Annotated in this window: 19 protein-coding genes; 10 read left to right on the forward strand and 9 right to left on the reverse strand. The window is 56.5% G+C overall.

Annotated elements, in window-relative coordinates; genetic code table 11:
• Window positions 1-636: 636 nt before the first annotated feature.
• The 3 genes from HJB83_RS03260 to HJB83_RS03270 form a co-directional block, all read right to left on the reverse strand.
• Window positions 637-2,178 (reverse strand): ABC transporter substrate-binding protein, encoded by a 1,542-nt coding sequence (locus HJB83_RS03260; protein WP_221159427.1) that lies wholly within the window; start codon window positions 2,176-2,178, stop codon window positions 637-639.
• A 303-nt stretch (window positions 2,179-2,481) separates the two neighbouring features.
• Window positions 2,482-4,116 carry a carboxylesterase/lipase family protein gene (locus HJB83_RS03265; protein ID WP_259671257.1) on the reverse strand — a complete coding sequence of 545 codons (1,635 nt, stop codon included), beginning with the start codon at window positions 4,114-4,116 and terminating at the stop codon, window positions 2,482-2,484.
• Window positions 4,117-4,376: 260 nt separating this feature from the next.
• The gene (locus tag HJB83_RS03270; RefSeq protein WP_221159428.1) at window positions 4,377-5,903 is read right to left on the reverse strand and encodes a class I adenylate-forming enzyme family protein; all 1,527 of its coding nucleotides are present in this window, start codon (window positions 5,901-5,903) and stop codon (window positions 4,377-4,379) included.
• A 237-nt stretch (window positions 5,904-6,140) separates the two neighbouring features.
• Between HJB83_RS03270 and HJB83_RS03275 the strand changes: the two genes are divergently transcribed.
• The 4 genes from HJB83_RS03275 to HJB83_RS03290 all read left to right on the forward strand — a co-directional run bounded on the left by HJB83_RS03275 (window position 6,141) and on the right by HJB83_RS03290 (window position 10,700).
• Window positions 6,141-6,569, forward strand: coding sequence for a MaoC/PaaZ C-terminal domain-containing protein (locus HJB83_RS03275; protein WP_221159429.1), 429 nt, complete (start codon window positions 6,141-6,143; stop codon window positions 6,567-6,569).
• A 634-nt stretch (window positions 6,570-7,203) separates the two neighbouring features.
• Window positions 7,204-8,817 (forward strand): RcgA family putative transporter, encoded by a 1,614-nt coding sequence (locus tag HJB83_RS03280; protein WP_221159430.1) that lies wholly within the window; start codon window positions 7,204-7,206, stop codon window positions 8,815-8,817.
• Window positions 8,807-9,814: an alpha/beta fold hydrolase gene (locus HJB83_RS03285; protein ID WP_221159431.1), complete on the forward strand. Its 1,008-nt coding sequence runs from the start codon at window positions 8,807-8,809 to the stop codon at window positions 9,812-9,814. The genes HJB83_RS03280 and HJB83_RS03285 overlap by 11 nt, the downstream gene beginning before the upstream one ends.
• A 301-nt stretch (window positions 9,815-10,115) precedes the next feature.
• The gene (locus tag HJB83_RS03290) at window positions 10,116-10,700 is read left to right on the forward strand and encodes a hypothetical protein (RefSeq protein WP_221159432.1); all 585 of its coding nucleotides are present in this window, start codon (window positions 10,116-10,118) and stop codon (window positions 10,698-10,700) included.
• 59 nt (window positions 10,701-10,759) lie between these two features.
• Here the strand turns inward: HJB83_RS03290 and HJB83_RS03295 are convergent, their stop codons facing one another.
• The 5 genes from HJB83_RS03295 to HJB83_RS03315 all read right to left on the reverse strand — a co-directional run bounded on the left by HJB83_RS03295 (window position 10,760) and on the right by HJB83_RS03315 (window position 14,787).
• Entirely contained in the window at window positions 10,760-12,775 is a 2,016-nt protein-coding gene (locus HJB83_RS03295) for a relaxase/mobilization nuclease domain-containing protein (protein ID WP_221159433.1), read from the reverse strand.
• Window positions 12,741-13,133 carry a hypothetical protein gene (locus tag HJB83_RS03300; protein WP_221159434.1) on the reverse strand — a complete coding sequence of 131 codons (393 nt, stop codon included), beginning with the start codon at window positions 13,131-13,133 and terminating at the stop codon, window positions 12,741-12,743. Before HJB83_RS03300 ends, HJB83_RS03295 begins: the two co-directional genes overlap by 35 nt.
• 4 nt (window positions 13,134-13,137) lie before the next feature.
• Complete coding sequence (locus HJB83_RS03305; RefSeq protein WP_221159435.1) at window positions 13,138-13,524, reverse strand: hypothetical protein; 387 nt, start codon at window positions 13,522-13,524, stop codon at window positions 13,138-13,140.
• A 3-nt stretch (window positions 13,525-13,527) separates the two neighbouring features.
• A complete protein-coding gene (locus HJB83_RS03310) occupies window positions 13,528-14,277 on the reverse strand; it encodes a ParA family protein (RefSeq protein WP_246704667.1) in 750 nt (249 codons plus the stop codon).
• A 111-nt stretch (window positions 14,278-14,388) separates the two neighbouring features.
• Window positions 14,389-14,787: a hypothetical protein gene (locus tag HJB83_RS03315; protein WP_221159437.1), complete on the reverse strand. Its 399-nt coding sequence runs from the start codon at window positions 14,785-14,787 to the stop codon at window positions 14,389-14,391.
• Window positions 14,788-14,916: 129 nt separating this feature from the next.
• On the opposite strand from HJB83_RS03315, the gene HJB83_RS03320 reads away from it, so the two are divergent.
• From HJB83_RS03320 to HJB83_RS03340, 5 genes are all read left to right on the forward strand, one after another.
• Window positions 14,917-15,603, forward strand: coding sequence for a thermonuclease family protein (locus HJB83_RS03320; protein ID WP_221159438.1), 687 nt, complete (start codon window positions 14,917-14,919; stop codon window positions 15,601-15,603).
• Window positions 15,604-15,620: 17 nt separating this feature from the next.
• Window positions 15,621-16,247 (forward strand): thermonuclease family protein, encoded by a 627-nt coding sequence (locus HJB83_RS03325; RefSeq protein ID WP_221159439.1) that lies wholly within the window; start codon window positions 15,621-15,623, stop codon window positions 16,245-16,247.
• A complete protein-coding gene (locus tag HJB83_RS03330) occupies window positions 16,244-16,840 on the forward strand; it encodes a thermonuclease family protein (RefSeq protein WP_221159440.1) in 597 nt (198 codons plus the stop codon). Before HJB83_RS03325 ends, HJB83_RS03330 begins: the two co-directional genes overlap by 4 nt.
• 25 nt (window positions 16,841-16,865) lie before the next feature.
• Window positions 16,866-17,180 (forward strand): hypothetical protein, encoded by a 315-nt coding sequence (locus HJB83_RS03335; RefSeq protein ID WP_221159441.1) that lies wholly within the window; start codon window positions 16,866-16,868, stop codon window positions 17,178-17,180.
• A gap of 133 nt (window positions 17,181-17,313) precedes the next feature.
• Window positions 17,314-17,859: a hypothetical protein gene (locus tag HJB83_RS03340; RefSeq protein WP_221159442.1), complete on the forward strand. Its 546-nt coding sequence runs from the start codon at window positions 17,314-17,316 to the stop codon at window positions 17,857-17,859.
• Window positions 17,860-17,892: 33 nt separating this feature from the next.
• Here the strand turns inward: HJB83_RS03340 and HJB83_RS03345 are convergent, their stop codons facing one another.
• On the reverse strand, window positions 17,893-18,207 hold the full coding sequence (locus HJB83_RS03345) for a helix-turn-helix domain-containing protein (protein WP_311044484.1): 315 nt from the start codon (window positions 18,205-18,207) through the stop codon (window positions 17,893-17,895).
• 60 nt (window positions 18,208-18,267) lie between these two features.
• Here HJB83_RS03345 and HJB83_RS03350 point away from each other — a divergent pair, with 60 nt between their 5' ends.
• Window positions 18,268-18,504 carry a hypothetical protein gene (locus HJB83_RS03350; protein WP_221159444.1) on the forward strand — a complete coding sequence of 79 codons (237 nt, stop codon included), beginning with the start codon at window positions 18,268-18,270 and terminating at the stop codon, window positions 18,502-18,504.
• Window positions 18,505-18,534 lie beyond the last annotated feature (30 nt).

The following is an 18,534-nucleotide window of genomic DNA, read 5'->3' on the forward strand; positions in this document are numbered from 1 at the left end:
TGAGAAGTTTTTCACAGCCGCGATTGGTGGCGGGTGTGTCATGGTTTGGCCAGAGCCTCGTGGGTTATCGAAGTCAGAGGCGAACTTTGTTTCTGAGGCCACAACGTCGGAGGAAGCTTCGGCGCGTCCTCCTCGACATCCAGGTACGGATCAACTCGACTTTTCCTCCTGACCTCTTCGCTCGTTCAATGAAGCGAAACAATCGTCCAGAGGCTCTGCCCTTACGACTGTATCCAGCACTGGCCGCAAACCAATTGGATCTCCGATGCCGGAATCCGGCGAAGCAAACGATTTTGGGCACAGCTTAGACTGGGGCTCGCGAAGAACTAGCCGGCGACATCAGCGCATACTTTAAAAGCGGCTGCCCACACCTGATCCCGATCACGCCGAACTCTCTGGAGGCGCTTCCGTGGTTCGCCAATGAGGCGGAATAGGCCAGAATCAACACGTAGCCCTAAAGACGCTGGCATGCCGCTTGGCTAAGCTGCAATGCGCGACGGTGTGGGCTCTGACCTGGTCTGATGCATGATAGGGCGGAATTGAGGTCGGATATTCCGCGAAAAACGCGCGGCTGAACGTCTGCCGCGCGTTGAAATAAGAACTCTTCGTTATGGCCTAACTCCGCAACGGTCGAGCCTACGTCATCCACCACCGAGCGATACACTGAAATGAATCGAGATCGCCGAGCGAAGTTACATCGTCAGGGCGATGTACGTTGTCCTTCATTGCCCATACGTAGTTGGCGAACACAGGATTTAACAGCCCGCCTTCGTCGTGAATGATTTTCTGCATTTCGTGGTACATCCCGGCTCGAGTGTTCTCGTCGGCTGTCTTACGCGCCGTCACAACGAGCTCATTGAAGCGCGCGTTGTTGAAATGGGTCTCATTCCAGGGGGCGGTCGGGAGGAACGCCTCGGTGAACCGCGCGTCAGCCGTGATCGCCTGATGCCAGTAAGCGGTGGTAAATGGTTGCTTCAGCCAAACGCGATCGAAGTAACCATCGTCGGGTTCACGAGTGACGTTAAGATTGATACCGGCAGCCTTAGCCGACGCCGCGAAGAGCTGACCGACGGCAGTGGCCCCTGGGAAGCCGATTTCCGCGACGTTCAGCGGAATATCGACCGAGTCGAGACCGGCCTGCTTCAGGTAGTGGCGCGCCTTTTCGGGATCATATTCCCGCTGCGGGATATCGGTCGCGCTGAACTTCACGTTCTTGAAGATCGGATGATCATTGCCAACGGTGCCGTGACCGAGGAGGACTTTGTCTACGATCTCCTGGCGGTTGATCGCGTACTTCAGAGCAAGCCGGACATTGTTATCATTGAAAGGCGCTACATCAGTGAGCATCGGCATGCCGTAGTACAGCCCGCTCGGGACGTCATCCAACCTGATACCCGACACGCGCTTGAGCATCGCGGCCGTTTTCAGGTCGACCGAATTGACGAGGTCCACGCGTCCAGAGCGCAGGGCATTCATGCGCGCGGCCGGGTCTGCGATGACGACAACTTCGGCAGAGTCGAGGAAGGCGTAGTTGTCGAGATCCCAGTAATTAGGGTTGCGGGTGAAGCGCATGTGTTGGCCAGGCTCGAAACTCTCGAGCTTGTATGGACCCGTACCGTCCTTGCCCGCCCTGTCAATCTCGCCATCCTTCGAAGGAAGAATGACAAGGAAGTCCGTCTTGAGAAGGCTGGCGAACTCGATATTTGGACCGTTGAGGGTGATCACCACTTGGTTAGCGCCATCAGCTTCGATTTTCGTGACCGGATCCAGTAGAGCCTTTGCAGGCGACGACGTCTTGTCGCCGCGGTGCAAGTTGAGCGATGCGACAACGTCTTCTGCGGTAACCGTCTTCCCGCTATGGAAAGTCGCTCCTTTACGGAGGTTGAAAACCCATTGGGTCAGGTCCTTCGAGGGTTCCCAGCTTTCGGCGAGGTTTGGCGTAGCCTCTCCCTTCCCATCCATTCCGACCAGTGTGCTTCGCATTGTATTCAAAGTTAGGAAGCCGGAGTCGACGGGTGTTGCCGTCGGATCAAGACTATCCGCCGAGGTTCCTCCGGCGATGCCAATGCGCAGGTTACCGCCCCGCTTAGGGGACGCATACGCCTTTCCCGAAAGCGCAGCCGTGACGACAGCCGCCCCGGTCCCCTGCAGAAGCGTTCTACGTGAGATGTTGATCATGTTTCGATCCCCTTTTTAGCTACGTGAATTCTCAGTAGTTCTTTTTTATACGAAGCAGTATATGTTGACATGGACAAACGTCAATGACGCTTGACCCACTTTTTGCGTGAAATACCGCAACTGGTTAGACGTGTTGAATTTTTTCTGGTTCAAGCGAAGGTATTGGCCTCGAATGCGATTCCAACTCGGAAGTCGCGTCGCCATTCCCAACTCCTAATGGACACTTTTTCTGCAGCAGAAATCGAAGGACCCCGCAGCAGGGAACCTCCATACAGATCTAGGATGATTATCCGTCCGTTTCGTTCAGATCGTCGAAACGAGCATACGGAAGTAGCCGGACGGGTCCGCTTCAACAGTCGTCTTGGTATTGAAAATCACAGTCGAGCGCGTTGTGAGATCATATTGAGGCCACGGAAGATCAGGTATCGATGGATTCCCACACCGAGCGAAATTGATCCAAGCCGCCAGCATTTGATCTCCAAGTTCGAAGCGTGCGTTATCGGGATCAGCTTCGCTGCGCGCAGCTTCGGTATCTTTTCCATCCCAAGCGGTGCCATAACCTCCGTGCCCAATAACGAACGGCAGCTCCATGCCATGAGGCCCCCACATCCCTCCGAAGCACGGTGTTTTCCAGTCGCACCTATACATATAGACCGGAGCGCCGGTCTTCGATTGCATCTCCGCCTGGTGGATCGCATTCTTCCAAAAGCCAATATCCGTGGAAATCCTGACCACCAGTTCGGAGTTTGACAAATGTGGAAATGCCCTGCGATAGGCTGGAGCGAGTTCCGTGATCCGCGCCAAATCTGGAGTATAGACTGTTGCAGAGTTCGCAACGGCCTCCGCTAGTGATGCGTCGTCGAGCTTTTCGAGAGGCGAGTAGACGACAGTTTCGTCGATCGTGCTCCCCAGTATCATTGGAATATTGAAAGCTCCTTCGGGGGCGCCTGTTCTCCACGGCGCGACGGGAATAACACGACCATCGACTATCGGGGCATATTTGATCGCGGGATGTCCCGTGCCAGAGCCCTCGCGCATTATCTGGTTGCCACACCGAAGTAGAACGTCCGCGGGCACGTTTTGGAGTGCCGAAATGTCGTTGGGCGAGATACTTAGAATGGAGAACATGCGGTGGGACATCGCTTCCGCTTCGGCCAGGCCACGATATCGAAACACTGACCCGCTCTGGATGATGGCGCGATGAAACAACCCGGACGCGACGGGCATTGCCATGAGCGTGCCTATCTTTGCTCCGCCTCCCGACTGACCAAATAGCGTTACGTTGTGGGGGTCGCCGCCGAATGCCTCGATATTGGTATGTACCCATTGTAGTGCCGCGACGATATCAAGCATGCCGGCATTGCCGGATCCCACGAAGCGCTCGTCGCCTGACGCACTTAGATCGGTAAAGCCGAATGCCTGAAGCCGGTGATTGAGGCTGATACAAACAACGTTTCCTGTGGCTGCGACCATCCTGCCGTCGTACATCGGAGCTCCACCTGACCCGAAGGTGTAGCCACCGCCGTGGATCCATACCATAACGGGAAGCTTCGAGGTGGAGAGGGCGGCTTCCGGGGACCAGATGTTGAGAACCAGACAGTCTTCGCTACCCGGCATGGGATCAAGCCACACCGGCAAATCCTCGTTTTCCTGGACGCAGGGATGGCCAAGCTCCGTCGCGTCCCTAACCCCCACCCACGGCTTCAGCTTTTGCGGAGGGAGGAAGCGATTGTGTCCGGCGGTAGAGTCCGCGTAACCCACGCCCTTGAATGTAACGATACCGTCTACGAGCACGCCTTGCAGCTTTCCATCTGCTGTCTCGACTATCCGTGTGCTACGTGGATGACACGCGCTGGTTCCGCGTGCATCGCTCTGACCGTTTCTGCTCTTGGTGAGACCTTCGCTTGGGCGGGGATTGTCGCTATGTCCGCTCGTCATTTGAATCTCCCTATGAGCCATAAAGTTGCATCCCGTCGGCATCGCGAGTCCAGTCGCGGTAGGCGGCGGTCGGACTAGGTTCCTAGCGTTGCACACCCTCCAGTATGATATTATCGATATGAGTACGCAAGTAGCGGCACATCGAAAAAGGGCTTGAGCCGTGGAGTGGAACGCGGCGCGATCATCAGATGACGCCGCGAGGCCGGGAGCGGTCATCGGAGGAATGGCCCAGGAGCGAGAACAGTGCCCAGCCGTTCCCGTCAAGCGCTTCCCAGATTGACAGTTCGATCCCAGGCAGCTCTCAAGGCTTTTTTGTCCACTTTTCCTGTCTTCCCTAGCGGTAGCTCGGAGGTGAAGTAGACGCCAGACGGCAGCTTGAACTTGGCCAATGACTGCGAAGCGAACGCGACTAGCTCTTCGCCAGAAAGCGTCGATCCAGGCTTTTTCACAACGTAGGCAACCGGGACTTCCGCAAAGATGCGGTCAGGAACGCCGATCACAGCCGCGCCGCTGACAGCGGGGTGTCTAAGCAGGACGTTTTCGATTTCTACCGGGGCGACGTTCGCGCCACCTCGTCGGATTAGGTCTTTGATGCGTCCGGTTATGTACACGTACCCGCTTTCGTCTTGATAACCGATGTCACCCGTCTTGAACCAACCGTCGCGGTACGCCGCCTCGGTCTGCGCCGGGTCTTTGTGATAGCGCTTTACCATTGACGGTGCTTTGATCAGCAGTTCACCATGTGATCCAATTGGGTGTTCATCACCTTGCTCGTCAATAACCAACACAGCAGCTCCTGGTACCACCTTACCTACCGAGCCTCTGGGGGGCTCCCGAGCGTCAGCCCAATTCCTCCCGAAGACCGGGTAGCATTCCGTCATGCCGAAGTAGTTCTGGAGATCCTTGCGGAAGCGGCTGCGGAAGCGGTTCTGTAACTCGTCGAGCAGTGGTGACCCGGAACAGATCAAAGCCCTCATTTTTGAAAGATCGTATGACGCATTCTGCTGCTCGGCATACTCCAGCATCATCGAAAACATGGTCGGCACGCCATGGAAAATCGTTGCTTCATTCTTTACCAGGGCCTCGAGGATTTCCCCGGGATGGAAGCGGCGATTAATCACCACTTTCGCGCCGGCCAGCAATGAAACCATCGAGATCGTGGAGAGGCCGAGTAGAAAGCCGAGCGGCGCTCCCAAAACGGTGGTGTCATCCGCCGACAGCGCAAATAGCTCTTTGAACGAGGCCGCAGCATTCAACTGGGCTCTGTTGCTCAAAACCACCGCTTTTGGCATTCCGGTCGATCCCGAAGTGTAGGCGATGAGCAAATCCTCATCAACATCCACAGCGGCCAGGCCGACGGCCGCTGTGTTGTCGGAAAGGCTATTGAGCTCAGCAATAGAGTGTCGAGTGCCGCCGCCGAAGGAAAGCTCCTTCAGATCGGCGACGAGATCGTCATGAAAGAGAACCTTCACATCGCTGTGGTCGAGGACAAATTCGACTTCCGCTTGCGTAAGGTTGAAATTCAACGGCACGAAAACGCCACCTAGTTTTGCGGTTGCGAAGTAACAGAAGAGGAATTCCGGACGATTTTGACTGAAAACAGCAACCACACCCCCTTTCGAAATTCCCAGTTCCGAAAGTCTCAGTGCAACTCCGTCAATACGGTGAAGCAGTTGGGCAAAGGTCAGCGTCTGCTCGCCGAAGATGATTGCGACTTTGTCCGGTTGACGTTGGCATACAGCTTGGATTGCCAGGTAGATTGTGTTGTTGTTCTCTGAGGTGAGCACGCAGTTTCCCTAGCCGATCGAAGGGGATAAGATACGCATAGGTGTGTAAACATACCGAAAGGTATAGATCGGAAACGACCAGTCGACAAGCGAAAACGTGGAAGTTGATTGAACGGCCGTGTTTTGGCAGCTCGAACGTTGACAGAATTCTCGAAGGAACAATAACATACCGATGAGTGCATCTGGGGCCGCTTCAGAACGCGGCGACGACGCGACGATAGTCTTGAGAGGACGACGATGAGGGCAGGTGACTATCTGAAAACTGAAGCGCTCGTGATCTCGAGCGATGAAATTATGGCATTCGCGAAACTATGGGACCCTCAGCCGTTCCACCTGTCTGACGAGGTAGCCAAGCAGACGCCGTTCGGCGGCTTGGTTGGAAGCGGCCTTCAATCTCTTTGCGTAATGGTAAAGCTCGGCGTTGAAGCTGGTTTTCTGACCAAAGGTGCCATCGCCGGATTGGCGATCGAGAACCTGCGTTTTCGTTCGCCCTTAAAGCCCTTGGCCCGCGTTTACGCTGAATTTTTGGCGAAGAGCGCACGCCCGTCGTCCAAAAACCCCTCACGCATCATAGCAACCATCGCCGCAGGTCTTTACGAAGAAAACGGTCCGGCAATCGTCACCGCGGACCTCGTAAACCTATATTCAAATGCTGCGGAGATGTAATCAATGCAGAACAGGGTAGGGCGATTTCAATTGGGCTTACTGTTCCGCCCCTGTAAGTCCGTATGCACGAGATCGACGGCGCGGAATATGTGGCTGCCGTTAAGGCCTGCGTCGATTCAGGAACCTCAAATATTTGTGATGTCCGCCTGCATCGGGAGAGCCGCGAGCTGAAACAAGGAACCGGCGGTGGGGAGCGTCACGGCGCTTCGTCCCCCTGCTACGAAGCCGGGCGGGGAAATCGCGTAGGCGGCAGTTGGAGGTTCGCCCGACCTTGCGAAACAAGGATGTGGATCAACGCGCCCGCAAAGACGAACAGGAGCAACATAGAGCGATTGCATAGCCTTTGGGGTTCCATAAAAAGCGTTATGCGATTTTCGCTATCTAGGATTGTCGCATTAATGGTGGCCTTCTCCTCACTGATGCGAGTGAATGGAGCGCGCCGCCGTTTTTCCGAAACTACCAAACCATTGCAAATACGAAAAAAAACTCGGCCTTTCCCTTTGAACGAAGGCTTTAATTCTTTACCAATCCGAAGCAGATAGATATACTTCAGGTAGATTGCCTGCGCCCAGGTCGCAGCGGGATGCGACCTCTCGGGTCAATAAAGCGAAACTAAATTTGAGCATTTGAGCCATTGGAAAAGAACGGGAAGATTTTTGTCCCCCCTCCGAAGGACGGGCGCGATTTTAAAGAACTGTTCAAGCAGTTAGCCGCCGTTGGAGCGGGCCGGCCTCTGGGTCGTGACGGGTTTCCGCAAGGCCCATGGACGCCGGATTTGTTAGCTGAGGCGATATCACAGATTGACTCCAACCGGCTTGGCGTTGATTTGCGAACAGTACAGCTCTGGTTTCAAGAAAATGATAAGGGGATTAGTCCTTCCAACATTCGCTGGCTGGCACGAATCTTCGGTTGCGACGATCCGGAAGCGACGAGCGAATGGCTCATGGAGCTCATCGCAGCGCAATCGCGGCTAATCTCCAAAAGGCGAGATTCAAAGAAAGCGGTAAGAAGCACGGTATCGATCGTTTCAGAGGCGCCGCCATCTGTGACAGCTGATGATGAAACCCGGCCTGCAGCCGGTATCGCACAAGACAGTGAAGTAACCCGAAAAAGGCAACGCTTCAGCTTAGCGGAAAGATCGGAAGCGCTTTTCAGTCATGGATCCCCCTTGAACCTTCCGGCATCGATATTCGCCGGTGCTTCCGCCCTTGGGTTTTTGTCGTACATCGTCGGGATCGCCAGCATCACCTATGGGCGGCCGGACGGCGTCGTTAAGGAAGTCGGTTTTCTATGGGCGCCAAACTGGACCCTACTCTTCATGGTACTCCTGCCGCTATTTTTCGCAGTCGTGATTGAGCTGCTGGCCTTTTGGAAACAGGACGCACGCTTACGCCTGGTAGTACATGCCAATAGCTCAGAAAGCACCAAAGCGTGGGCGAGCAATGTTCGCGCTTATTCATATTCGTATTGGGCAGTTTTCCTGATCTGCATCCTGGTCGCTGGCGTTCTTCAATGGATCGGCGTGTGTCTCGTCCCCCTGCTGGAGGGTAGTGGCGATTACGCGATCAGCTGGGGCACGATAGCGATTGTGCAACCTGATCTCATATCGGTGCCATTGGAGATCGTGTTCACCGCGCTTTCCTATCTTTACATGAGCATTTGCTTTTATCTCTTTTTCGCGGGCCTGATTTTGCTTCATACGATTGTCCATGATCTTTGGAAAATCGAAGGAGACGTAAAGGCGCAGCCAGACGTAGCGCATCGGCGCGAACGAGCAGAAATTCGCCTTAGGATCATGCGGGGAATTTTCCGCTGCACCGTCCTTGGTGTTCTCGTCGCCGTGTCCATGAAGATCCAAAGTGCATACTTGAGTTCGAATGGAGAAGACGTCGTGACCTGGCTGATCCACGATATGTCCTCGGTCCTCGACGGCCACCCCGATGGTAGGGAAAGCTTGGGCTATCGAATGCCGACACATTACAGTAGCCTGCTTGTCGCCATTTCGGCCTGTGTCGTTTTCGTATACGGTTTTCTTCGTTTGCCTCTCGAAAAGAGGTTCCGTGTGATTTTGTGGAAGATGGCAGCGGTCGTAGGCCTGCTCTTTGCCAGCTATCTGTTGATCGATGCCTTTGACGGCTTTTCGATCTTCCTCGGCGTTAGTGTTCTACCCGCCGTATACGGCCTCTTTGATCCAGAGTTCGGGCAACGGCGAAATGCTGAATTGGAAGGCAATCAGAGTGTATCATAAATGGCTTGATCATTGGGACGAGCAGCGAGCGCGGCGTGGTGAGGAAGCGAAGAAAACGACAGCTTTCGTTCTCGACAGCTGCCTCGCTTTCCCGGGAGAGAAGACGGTAGGAACTATCGAGGAGTTTTGTGCCCTTGCCGACCAAGCTCTGGCTGATTCAAGCTTTTATGACGAACCGAGCGAGAGCGATGACGGCTTTGAGATACAAAATGGGTGGTTGAAATTTCCTTCGGACATTCCAACGGACGTCGAAGAGAATAACTTTGTTTGGGCAAAAGTAACCGAAAGCGGCTCGCGCAATCAGGCATTGGTGATCTTCCATCACTGGAATGCCACCCGCCGAAATCATCAGATCGCCAAGTTCTTTTCGCGGCGTGGGATTACGACCGTCGAGATTGCTATGCCCTATCACTTCGAGCGAAGCCGTCCTGGCTCGCTCTATGCCGAGGACATGCTCAGCGCGAATCTCGGCCGAACGATCCAGTCTGTAAGGCAGGCCGTTTGGGACGGGCGAAAACTCGTCCGCTGGCTGAAAAGCGAAGGCTATCGAGAGGTCTCGGTTCTCGGCATGAGCCTTGGCTCCTGGGTTGCGGGATTGATCGCCGCACATGAACCGGCCGTAAGAAAGGCGTCCTTGTTTTTGACGGCGGGTAGCCTCGCTGACATGGTTTGGACAGGCCGTGCGACCCGGGCGATACGTGATGGCCTGGAGCGTGCGATCGAGATCACCGATCTTCGTAGGGCGTGGGGGCCGCTGGATTTGGAGAACTACGCGCATAAACTGGCGCGACCCGATCTTGCGCTTCACGCGGTGATCGCGACCAGAGACAAGGTGGTGTTACCCGAGCTATCGAAACACTTCATCGAAAAACTACACGAAGTCGGGGCGAGGCCAAACGTCCTGGAGCTAAACTGCGGCCATTATTCCCTCGCGATGCCCCCGTACATTTTGCTCGCAGGTTGGAGCCTGAAGCGTTTTCTGTCGCGACGAGGCTAAAGTACGAGGACCGCCAGGAATCCCCTAATGGCCGACAAGCAGAGCGGGCCTCTCGCTCTCCTCGCTCACGCGTCCATAAAAAAACTCTTTGTTCTAAATCAATACTTTGCGCCATGCGTTTCGTTTGGTTTCGCTAGGATTCGCATTCCCTCACGCAATCTGCGGTAAGCACCGTGGTTACCAAATGTCAATTTTCAGCAAGGCGCCGCTCCATGGAAAGTAGAGCTTAGCGCTTATTCTGAACGGACACACATCGCAATCGACAGCGCAAGGGGAAGCTATTTCAGCTTTGAGAGCAGCTATGGATTCTGACGTATTCGACGTGCATTGCATCCGAAGGCAAGTGGGTTCAACCGGCTTGGTCATTTTCGAGCGTGACGACATCCTCCTGAGGCACAAGCCACAGTTCGAAAACCAGACACTCGGCGATATCGATGCTGATTTCGTGGCAATGCTTCAGGACATGCGTGACCTCGATGTTCGTTTTGGATTTATTTCCAATCATTCAGCTCCCCCATCCGACACGCGTGTCCGTATCGATAGCGCGACGCTGACACGGCTGCTAGACGATCTTCTGAAGGTATCGCGCGCCCTGCCCGACTTCTGGATAGACGCAGCCTGTACATCGGACCTAGGACAGCGCCAGCGTTCGCACAGCAGATCTGAATTCGATCTGATAACGAAACTGACGGGATGGTACGAAGCCGATCTCAACAGGACGGTCTTGGTGCGGAAAGCAGAGGCACCCCGAGTCAGCTCAGACACGCCGGGTCTCAAGGAAATTTTTTATCCAGGATTAAGCGCTCGCGCGCCCTCCAATACCAGCCGGCGGGCGACAGTCGGTTGGCTTAAGACGATGATCAAACATGCCTTAGATTTAGAGTAAGGTAGTCGAGATGAAGTTTGGTGAAGCCTTTCTCGTTGATGCCGTTTCGCTTTTTTCGGTTACCGACCGCGGTCCCGATCCTTTTCCTGCGGCGGGCGCAGCTTGATCGATTTCGGTATCTCGCGATCGCGCTGTTGGTTTCTCTGGCGGTCTGGCCGAACTTTTTCAGGGATATCATGCTCGGCATTCGAACGGGCTATGCGCGACTGATCAACAGCACGGTTGCTCGAACTCTTGTTGACGACGCCCTGCTCCGCAACATGGTCGCGCCCGGTCGCCGACTTCGTCTCCAGGCTATCCGACGTGCGCTTATCCTTGCCAATCTCCGCCCGATCCCGATTTTTCGCGACGCGGGAATCGAGCTGCAGCCCAACCACCTTGCCGATGATCTTTGTCGCTTGCTCGAATATTAACCGATCAGACGGGTTGGCGATCTTGGCAGCAACGCTCAAAGCGGTGTTCGCGAGTGTTTCCTTCGCCGCCCTCGCCTGCGCGGCACTAATGGGGGTGGATCGTAGCATGTGCTCTTCGCCTTTCTCTCGTATGGGATCGCGGCCTTCTCGAACCGCTGTTTCGAGCCGTTGGTATTCGCGACGAAGCCCCACGTACAGATCGTGACTAAGATCGCGTGCGGTGCTGGGGGCCGATCGATCTTTCGCAATTTTCTCCAGCATCTCGATGACATGTCCGACGGACCGATGACTCTGTTCGAGCCGGATCCGAGCATCCTGGCGCTTTGGTGCGGTCGGAGTGTCACGCACCCTTGCCATGACCTTATCAACGACGTTGCCCGGAGCTGTTGCGCCCATCCGCCGGAACATCTCCCATTCCCATCGTTTCACCGGTGGTGGACCGGCGCGCTCGATGCGCTTCTGACGATCGATCGGGATACCGCGCTCTCGCGCCTTTTCGGCAAAGCGGACACGCCATTCAGTGAAGTCGCGGATGTTGGGGTTGAGCGCCCTTCCGTTGGCATTGCGTAGTGCGACGATCACATGCAAGTGTGGGTGCTTTTCAAGATCGTGACGATTGTGGACAGCATAGGCATAACGATGCCCCGCGAATTGCTCTCGCAGGAAATCGCGGCCAGCGAGGATGAACCGGTCGCGATCCACATTGGCTGGTCCTGAGAGCAAAAGGTGCATGAAATCCCGCGGTTGGCGGGTTTGCATGAGAACCCCAACCGTCCTGCCCTCGGCGGTCAGTTCCTTGTGGTCCCTGGTCGTGACTTCGCGCCGAACCTCGCCGAGTTCATAACGACCACTGCTGCCGGGCCGCTCCTCGATGCGTACCTTTGTAGAAATGGTGATCTCCGCTCCTGCCCGTTGCATCGCATGCAGGGTTGCCGTCAGGCCTTTGGGCCCAGAGGAAAACTGCGCCGGATAGCGCGAGGTCGGAGTGATCCCAGCGTGCCGCAGAGCCCTGTCCAATCGATCGTCGATCGCACGAACATTCTCTATCCCCGCAGGAACCCGGTTCGCGCTGCTGCGATCCGACCTGTCCTTCTTCTCGTGAGCGATGACCAAGGCAAAATGCAGACGGGTTCCTCCCTTCAGGCCTTCGCTGACGCTGAACGCGTAGGTCCGATCTGTGTCCGCGGGCTGGCGGAAACCATCTTCCGCGAGAGAAGCAAGACCACGAGCGATATCGTCGCGGTTGGCGTTCTCCAGTTCGTAGGTCAGGCGAAGAATATCCTGACTGCCTTTTCGGTTGCCGAACTCCCGCTCCCAGGAGCGCACAGCGTCTCGCAGATCGGTAACCTCGCAGCCATCCTGGTCGTGCGCTTTCTCTTCCTTGCTCTGATAGGCGAGCACGTTGCGCGCTGAAGCAGCGCCCGCCCCATAAGACAGGACTTTGACGACAACCGCATTGTTGCCGGAAGCACGACTGAAAGCCGAGGCAGCGCCGGGATGTCTGCCGGCGCGCGGAACCGCCTTGGCCGGCGATGGCCGCTTTGCGGCGCCGCCTCCACCGCCGCCTCGTCGCCGGAGTTCGTCTTCTATAAGCTCGAAGTAGCTCGGCAGTCGGCGCCCCTCAGACCTAGATGCGAAGCGACTTTTGGACATGTCGGTCATCATGGTTCCTGATCAAATCGGCGATAAAGGTGGAGGGCCGGACGTAGGCCGCGTCTCTGATAGCATCGAGCGCACCTATGACGTTCTCGAGCTGCTGCGCTATCGCTTTTGCGCTTGCAGCACGAACGTCTCCTTCGGAAAGGAACTGCTCGTTTCGAAAAGCAAGTTCTCGAAGGAACTGGTGGATGTTTGCCAACTGACGGTCATGTTCCTCGAGCATCGCAGGGATGTGCATCACCTCTCTGGTGACGATGAGCTTGGCGAGGATGTTCACAGAGACATCAAGCCTGCGAGACACGGCCTCGAGATTGCTCAGAATGTGAACGGGGAGGCGGAACATCACCGCGGGCTCACGCATCTGATTACAGCCCCCTCGCCTTTAGCGCCTCTAAAATCAGCCGGTGTGTCGCAGAAGAGAGCTGTTCATGCCGCTCCAGCGACACTCGGAATATCTTGGTCAGCACGTCGTCGTCGAGATAGAGAGAGATACGCTTGCGCTTTGTTTCAGCGTCCGTGGCGATCGCTTGCGGGGGCAGTGGACCGGGATTTCGGGTCTTGGCTGGTTGCCGCCGCGCCTGAGGCTCGCGGCTCTCGGCTTCTGCGTCCAGAGCCTCATCTGGCATCAGCGTCTCAAGGTCGATATCCGTCGGCATGTAAGACGTGGCACTCTCTTCCACCTCCTTCGCCTGGTCCTCCCTGGACCGTGCAAGGGCAAGAATATTGCCGGCAGGCGTCCGTTCCCTCGACATGCGTTAGGCCGCTTCCGCCTGCAGCAGGCCGATGAATTCGTTGTTGATCTTCTTCACGAGATCAATCGCATCGAGCACGCTCTCGGATGCCCGCCGCTTTGCCGATGGGGTGAGCGAGGAATTGTTCTCGATACTTGCCAGTTTGGAATAGAGCGAGCCGAAACCGGCTCCGACATCGCTGAAATGGTTGCTCTTCCGGATTACCGTCTCCACCATCGGAATCCGGCCGCTCGTCAGGATCGCATGAACCTCGGGAAGTGACCTGTTGTGCTTGAGCGCGATCATGTCGACGTAATTCCAAATGGCCGCATACGGGATCGGCCCCGCAGCGCGTTTTTTCGATATCTCTTTCAGGATCGTCGCCACCTTGATTGCTGACGTGGCAGCGGTCGGCTCCGGGATGATCGGAATGAGGACCGCATCGCACTCGTGATAAACCTCGATAGCCCGTTGATGCACGTAGCCGCCGACGTCATAGATACGGATATCCGCTTCAGGTGCGTCGGCCAGGCGGTCGCGAAACCTGTCGCCAGGTGCGACGCGCAGATGCAGCAACGTGCCGTCTGTCGGGAGCAGCCCGCGCTTCATCGAGACATTGTACCAGCGCGTCGATGACTCCTGCTCGTCGCAATCAATTAGGAGCGTTCGATGTCCCTGCTGCGCGAACTCGGCTGCGAGATTGACGTTCAGGGTTGATTTGCCGGCACCGCCCTTGAACGTCGAGATCGCGAGGGAAAGGGGTTTAACTGCCATAGGCTTCGTCACCATCTTGCATCGACTATTACTGTTGGGAGGAAGGGAGTTCGATTGTGGGGGCCAAAGATTGCGGACATCTCCGCCACGCTCTGGACCAAGCTGCCCTCGTCATGCCCGAAGTTTGGCTCGTAGCTCTTCCTGCCGCCGAGCGGCGATCAAATCCTCGTTCAGCCGTGTCATTTCGCGTTCACGAGTTGAATCCGCAACCGGATCCCTCCCCGGCCAACAGCGAAGGATTGGTAAAAACACCAGCGCGAAGAATGTGATCGTGGCCGCTTTGAACCAGGACGAATGAGCGTAGAGGTCAGCTGCCCACTGCCACAGCGCTTGCGTCCACTCCGTGGGGAGAAACGCATATGAAAATACGAGCGCGACGCCGTATGCGACGAACGACGCAAAAAACAGGCCCACAGCCGACACAATGATAAAATTAGCGCTCAACACGACGAACGAGGCCGCTCGAAACGGCAAGACAACGATCTTAAGTAACTGCCTGAACGCTGACATCCGCTTTTCTCCACGTGCGATTTTCAGAGCCTGGACAAGACATACTCCAATCCGCATGCCTTTTCCAGACTTGCACTGCAGTATAATTTCGTGCATGGTCGAAAAAGTCAAAACAAGACGGATGCGGACATGAAGAATGGCGCATGGCGGCTCGATCGCCTCCTCTCCTACACCCTCGTCAACATCCTCATCGCGCTGCCCCCGGCTGCTGCGGCCGATACCGATACCGCTGTGGATTTCGTCCAGCACTACCAACGTGCCTACGCGCAGGGGCGCGATCTGATACCAGGGCCAATCCCGCCGCTCGACACGTCCTCGATAGCAACGCGGCTCGATCTGCAGACCATCAGACCTCAAAGTGCCCTTACCGGCACTGGGTTCGTCGCGCTCGATGGGACGATTGTCAAACTAGCCGGCGCTCAGGGCTGCCTTTCGACAGAAGCAGTAGAGTTCACTGGGGTGCGGACGACATGCGCGATGGTCTCGCTTGCGGGAATGACAGCAATCCTCGATGAGGCAGAGGTAGGTGCGGGCAACGCATTTCCCTGTCATATCTTCGGAAATGCGCCCGGATCGCCCACGGTCCACTATGCCGAGTGCTTCTTCGTCGAAGATGGCGGGGTCCGATCGCTTTCGGAAACGCTCATCAGCAGAGGACTAGCGTTTGCTGCCCGTGATGGTGCCGGGCGTCCTGTTTTTCCGGAATACGCAAAAGCCGAGGGGCAGGCTCGCCGGGACAAGACGGGGATTTGGGCGAACGCCTATTTCGTCCATCCCTACGGTGCTCGCTTTCGTGCCAATCTATCAACGAACTGATGCGGGTGAGATCACTCATGCTGATTTCCACGATCACAGTGTCCGGCCTCTCAGCTGCGATGACCATCATGCCGATGCTTATACAAGGCGACATGACGCGGACACCCTCCGCTCCGGTCGTCCGAGTTCAGGCCTCTGACCAAGACGTGCCCGCCACAGGCACCCGAGATGACGACCAGTCCAAATTCCGTCCCTTTCCATCAGAGGCGCAATTCGAAACCGGCGACACCTGGATTTCCGGCGGCCGGCGGTACCGCCTCTATGGCCTGCAATCGTGCCTTCGAGGGACCACTATCACGGTGTCTGCTGGCGTCGTGCGCGACTGCGGCGAGCTCGACCTCATCATGGTGCAAGCATTGATCCGAGACACCCGACCTGTCTGCGCCACCATTAAAGATCTCGACCAGAACAATGCGGTCGTGGCGTGCCAGACAACCACCGGCCAACACCGCTACGATCTGGCAACCTATATGATCGCTCAGGGATGGGGATTTGCCGCAGTCGACGGGGCGGGCCGTTTGATCGTCCCTGGATATAGGACGGCTGAGGAGGCGGCGCGATCTGCAGGCGCCGGGCTTTGGGCCTATCCTGACATGCCGCATCCGGTTTCGTTGCTCACGCAGCAGGCGAGGACCCAACGATGAAGGTCGTGACCGTTTCGATGATGCTGTTCATGGCGATACCAGCGGCGTCGCTCGCACAAAGCCGGCCGGCCGATGTGCCGCGCCAGATCTACGGCATGGTCCAGGTGGTTGATGCAACGACGTTCGAATTCGTCAAGAGCCGACAGGTCGTCCGTCTGGCTGGCTACGAGGCGCCCCGCTTGGAGCAGACCGCGACAAGCGCTGGGGTGGGATGGCCTGCCGGTCAGGTGTCACGTGCATGGATGATCCTTCGGACGCTTGGCCAAAACGTCAACTGCGGGCCGATCGGGCGCGACGCCAAGCAGGTGTTGGTCGCCCACTGCTTCGTCGGAGAGACCAATCTGGCAGCGACAGCAATTGCCGAAGGCATCGGCTATGCGTTCAACTACCCGGGCGAGCCTCAGGTGCCTGCCTATTTCGACATCGAAAGAAAAGCCAGGGGTCTGGGGTACGGAGTCTGGTCGTCGCAGGACCTGCTTCCGCCCTGGCTATACGATGCTTCGGTGGCGAAGGCGGACACGTCCGACAGCAGGCTGCCGCAATCCGAACCGGGACTGCCCTTGCCGCCGCCCGTCAATCAAACAACGCGCTGAGTTGAAGGACCTGCCTGGAGGCTGAATGAAACGTGTTCTCGAAACCCTTGCCGTAGCAATGGCCTTGCTTGCCTTTGTTCCGGTTGCAGCCAGCGCGCAAAATGCTGGTTCGCCTAACCAGGTCGAGCAGCGAGACCCCGATCACTGCGGTGTCGGCGGCGCCGGATGTGATCCGGCGGACGTGCAGCAATGGAAGGCTGTTGGCAACAGGCTTGCCGACCTGTCGTCGGCAGAGCTTAGCCAGTACGCCTACGCCTGCGCGCGTCATCCGGAATGGAAAAAAGACTGCCAAACCGATCCTACAATCATTCTGAAGCGCCTGGGAATTGAAGGATATTGAGATTGCCGATGAGCAAGTCGGACAATGTCGTCGCCATGGCCGAAATGGCCTCCCTCGTCGGGACGGCCGGCCCTTTCCTTCAAGGATCGGTGACACCTGGACGCAAATTCAAGAATTAGATGGAGGCGAAGTAATGAGACGATTTTCAATCGTGGTCGCGGCGTTGGCGGCTGGGAGCTTCACCGTGTGGAGCCCTGATGCGAAGGCCGAAGACGCCTCATGGGGTTGTCAGGTGCTCCTATGTGCAGCATCGCAGAATCCCTCATGGCATGGCGTCCCCTATTGCGTTCCGCCCATGACGAGGCTGATTGCCGCCATGAAGAAACCCGGATTTGATTGGCCTATCTGCCACGAAGCCAATTCGGGCAAGCCGGGGCGCGAGGATTTCGAGGAATGCCCGGCCGGCACGACAGTCGGCTACAGCTCACAGGGCGACAATGGATGGCGAGGTGAGCCGGACCAGTGCATCAAGACAGTCGATGTCTGCCGCTCGCCGAACTTGCGTTCTGAGGCGATGCGGCTACCAGGTCAAACCACTCACCGCAGCTTCGGAAACGACGACACCGGCTGCGTCCAGCAGATTGCCACCCCGCGCCCGCGACGCGCTGACCCCTACTTCTTCGACATACCCAACGACACGGGCATCAAGGAGCGGTTCTGGTTCAACCTGAATCATTAGCCGCGCGTTTTCGATCTGCCCGGACGGCCAAGGTCAGGCGGCGGGCTCTGCTGTCCTCTTTTTCTTTCCCCGCCGCGATTTCAACGCCGCGACGCGAGGAAGATCGTCTTCGGTGACCTTAAGCAAATCCTCCATCGCGACTTTCCATTCGCGCTGCATCTTGTCGAGGGTCGAAAGTTTCACGTCACGCATGCAGCGTGTGACTTGCGACATGTAGGCTTCCGATACGCCGAGCTGCTCGGCCAAATCCTTGTTGGTGACGCGACGGCTAGCTTTCAGACGGCCAATACCGACGGCCAGTCTTTCCTGAAACGACAGCGATGTGAGGATCGACTTGTCCAGTTCCACGTCGGCATCGACCTTCACACGTGGCATTGGACGAATTTCCCGCGTTCGGTTGAAAGCGACATGCCTGGACAGGACACGCCATCCCTTGGAAAAGCGTCGTCGCTCCGGCGCCTGCTTATCAAAATGTTCAAGAATAAATCAATCATTGCGGATCCGACGGCGACAGATGATCAACCTAACCATGCCTATAACTCTTTGTTGCCCATCGTTGTTATCGAGACCTTCACAAGCTCGTTACCTCTCTACACCGTCAGTCAACATCGCAGCAAGCGGTCCTGGATTGCAGACGGCTTCTAACTGCGCCCTTTGATCGTCGTCGCGATGTTG

Source organism: Rhizobium sp. NZLR11 (genome assembly GCF_019685115.1).
In the GTDB taxonomy this organism is placed as follows: Bacteria; Pseudomonadota; Alphaproteobacteria; order Rhizobiales; family Rhizobiaceae; genus Rhizobium.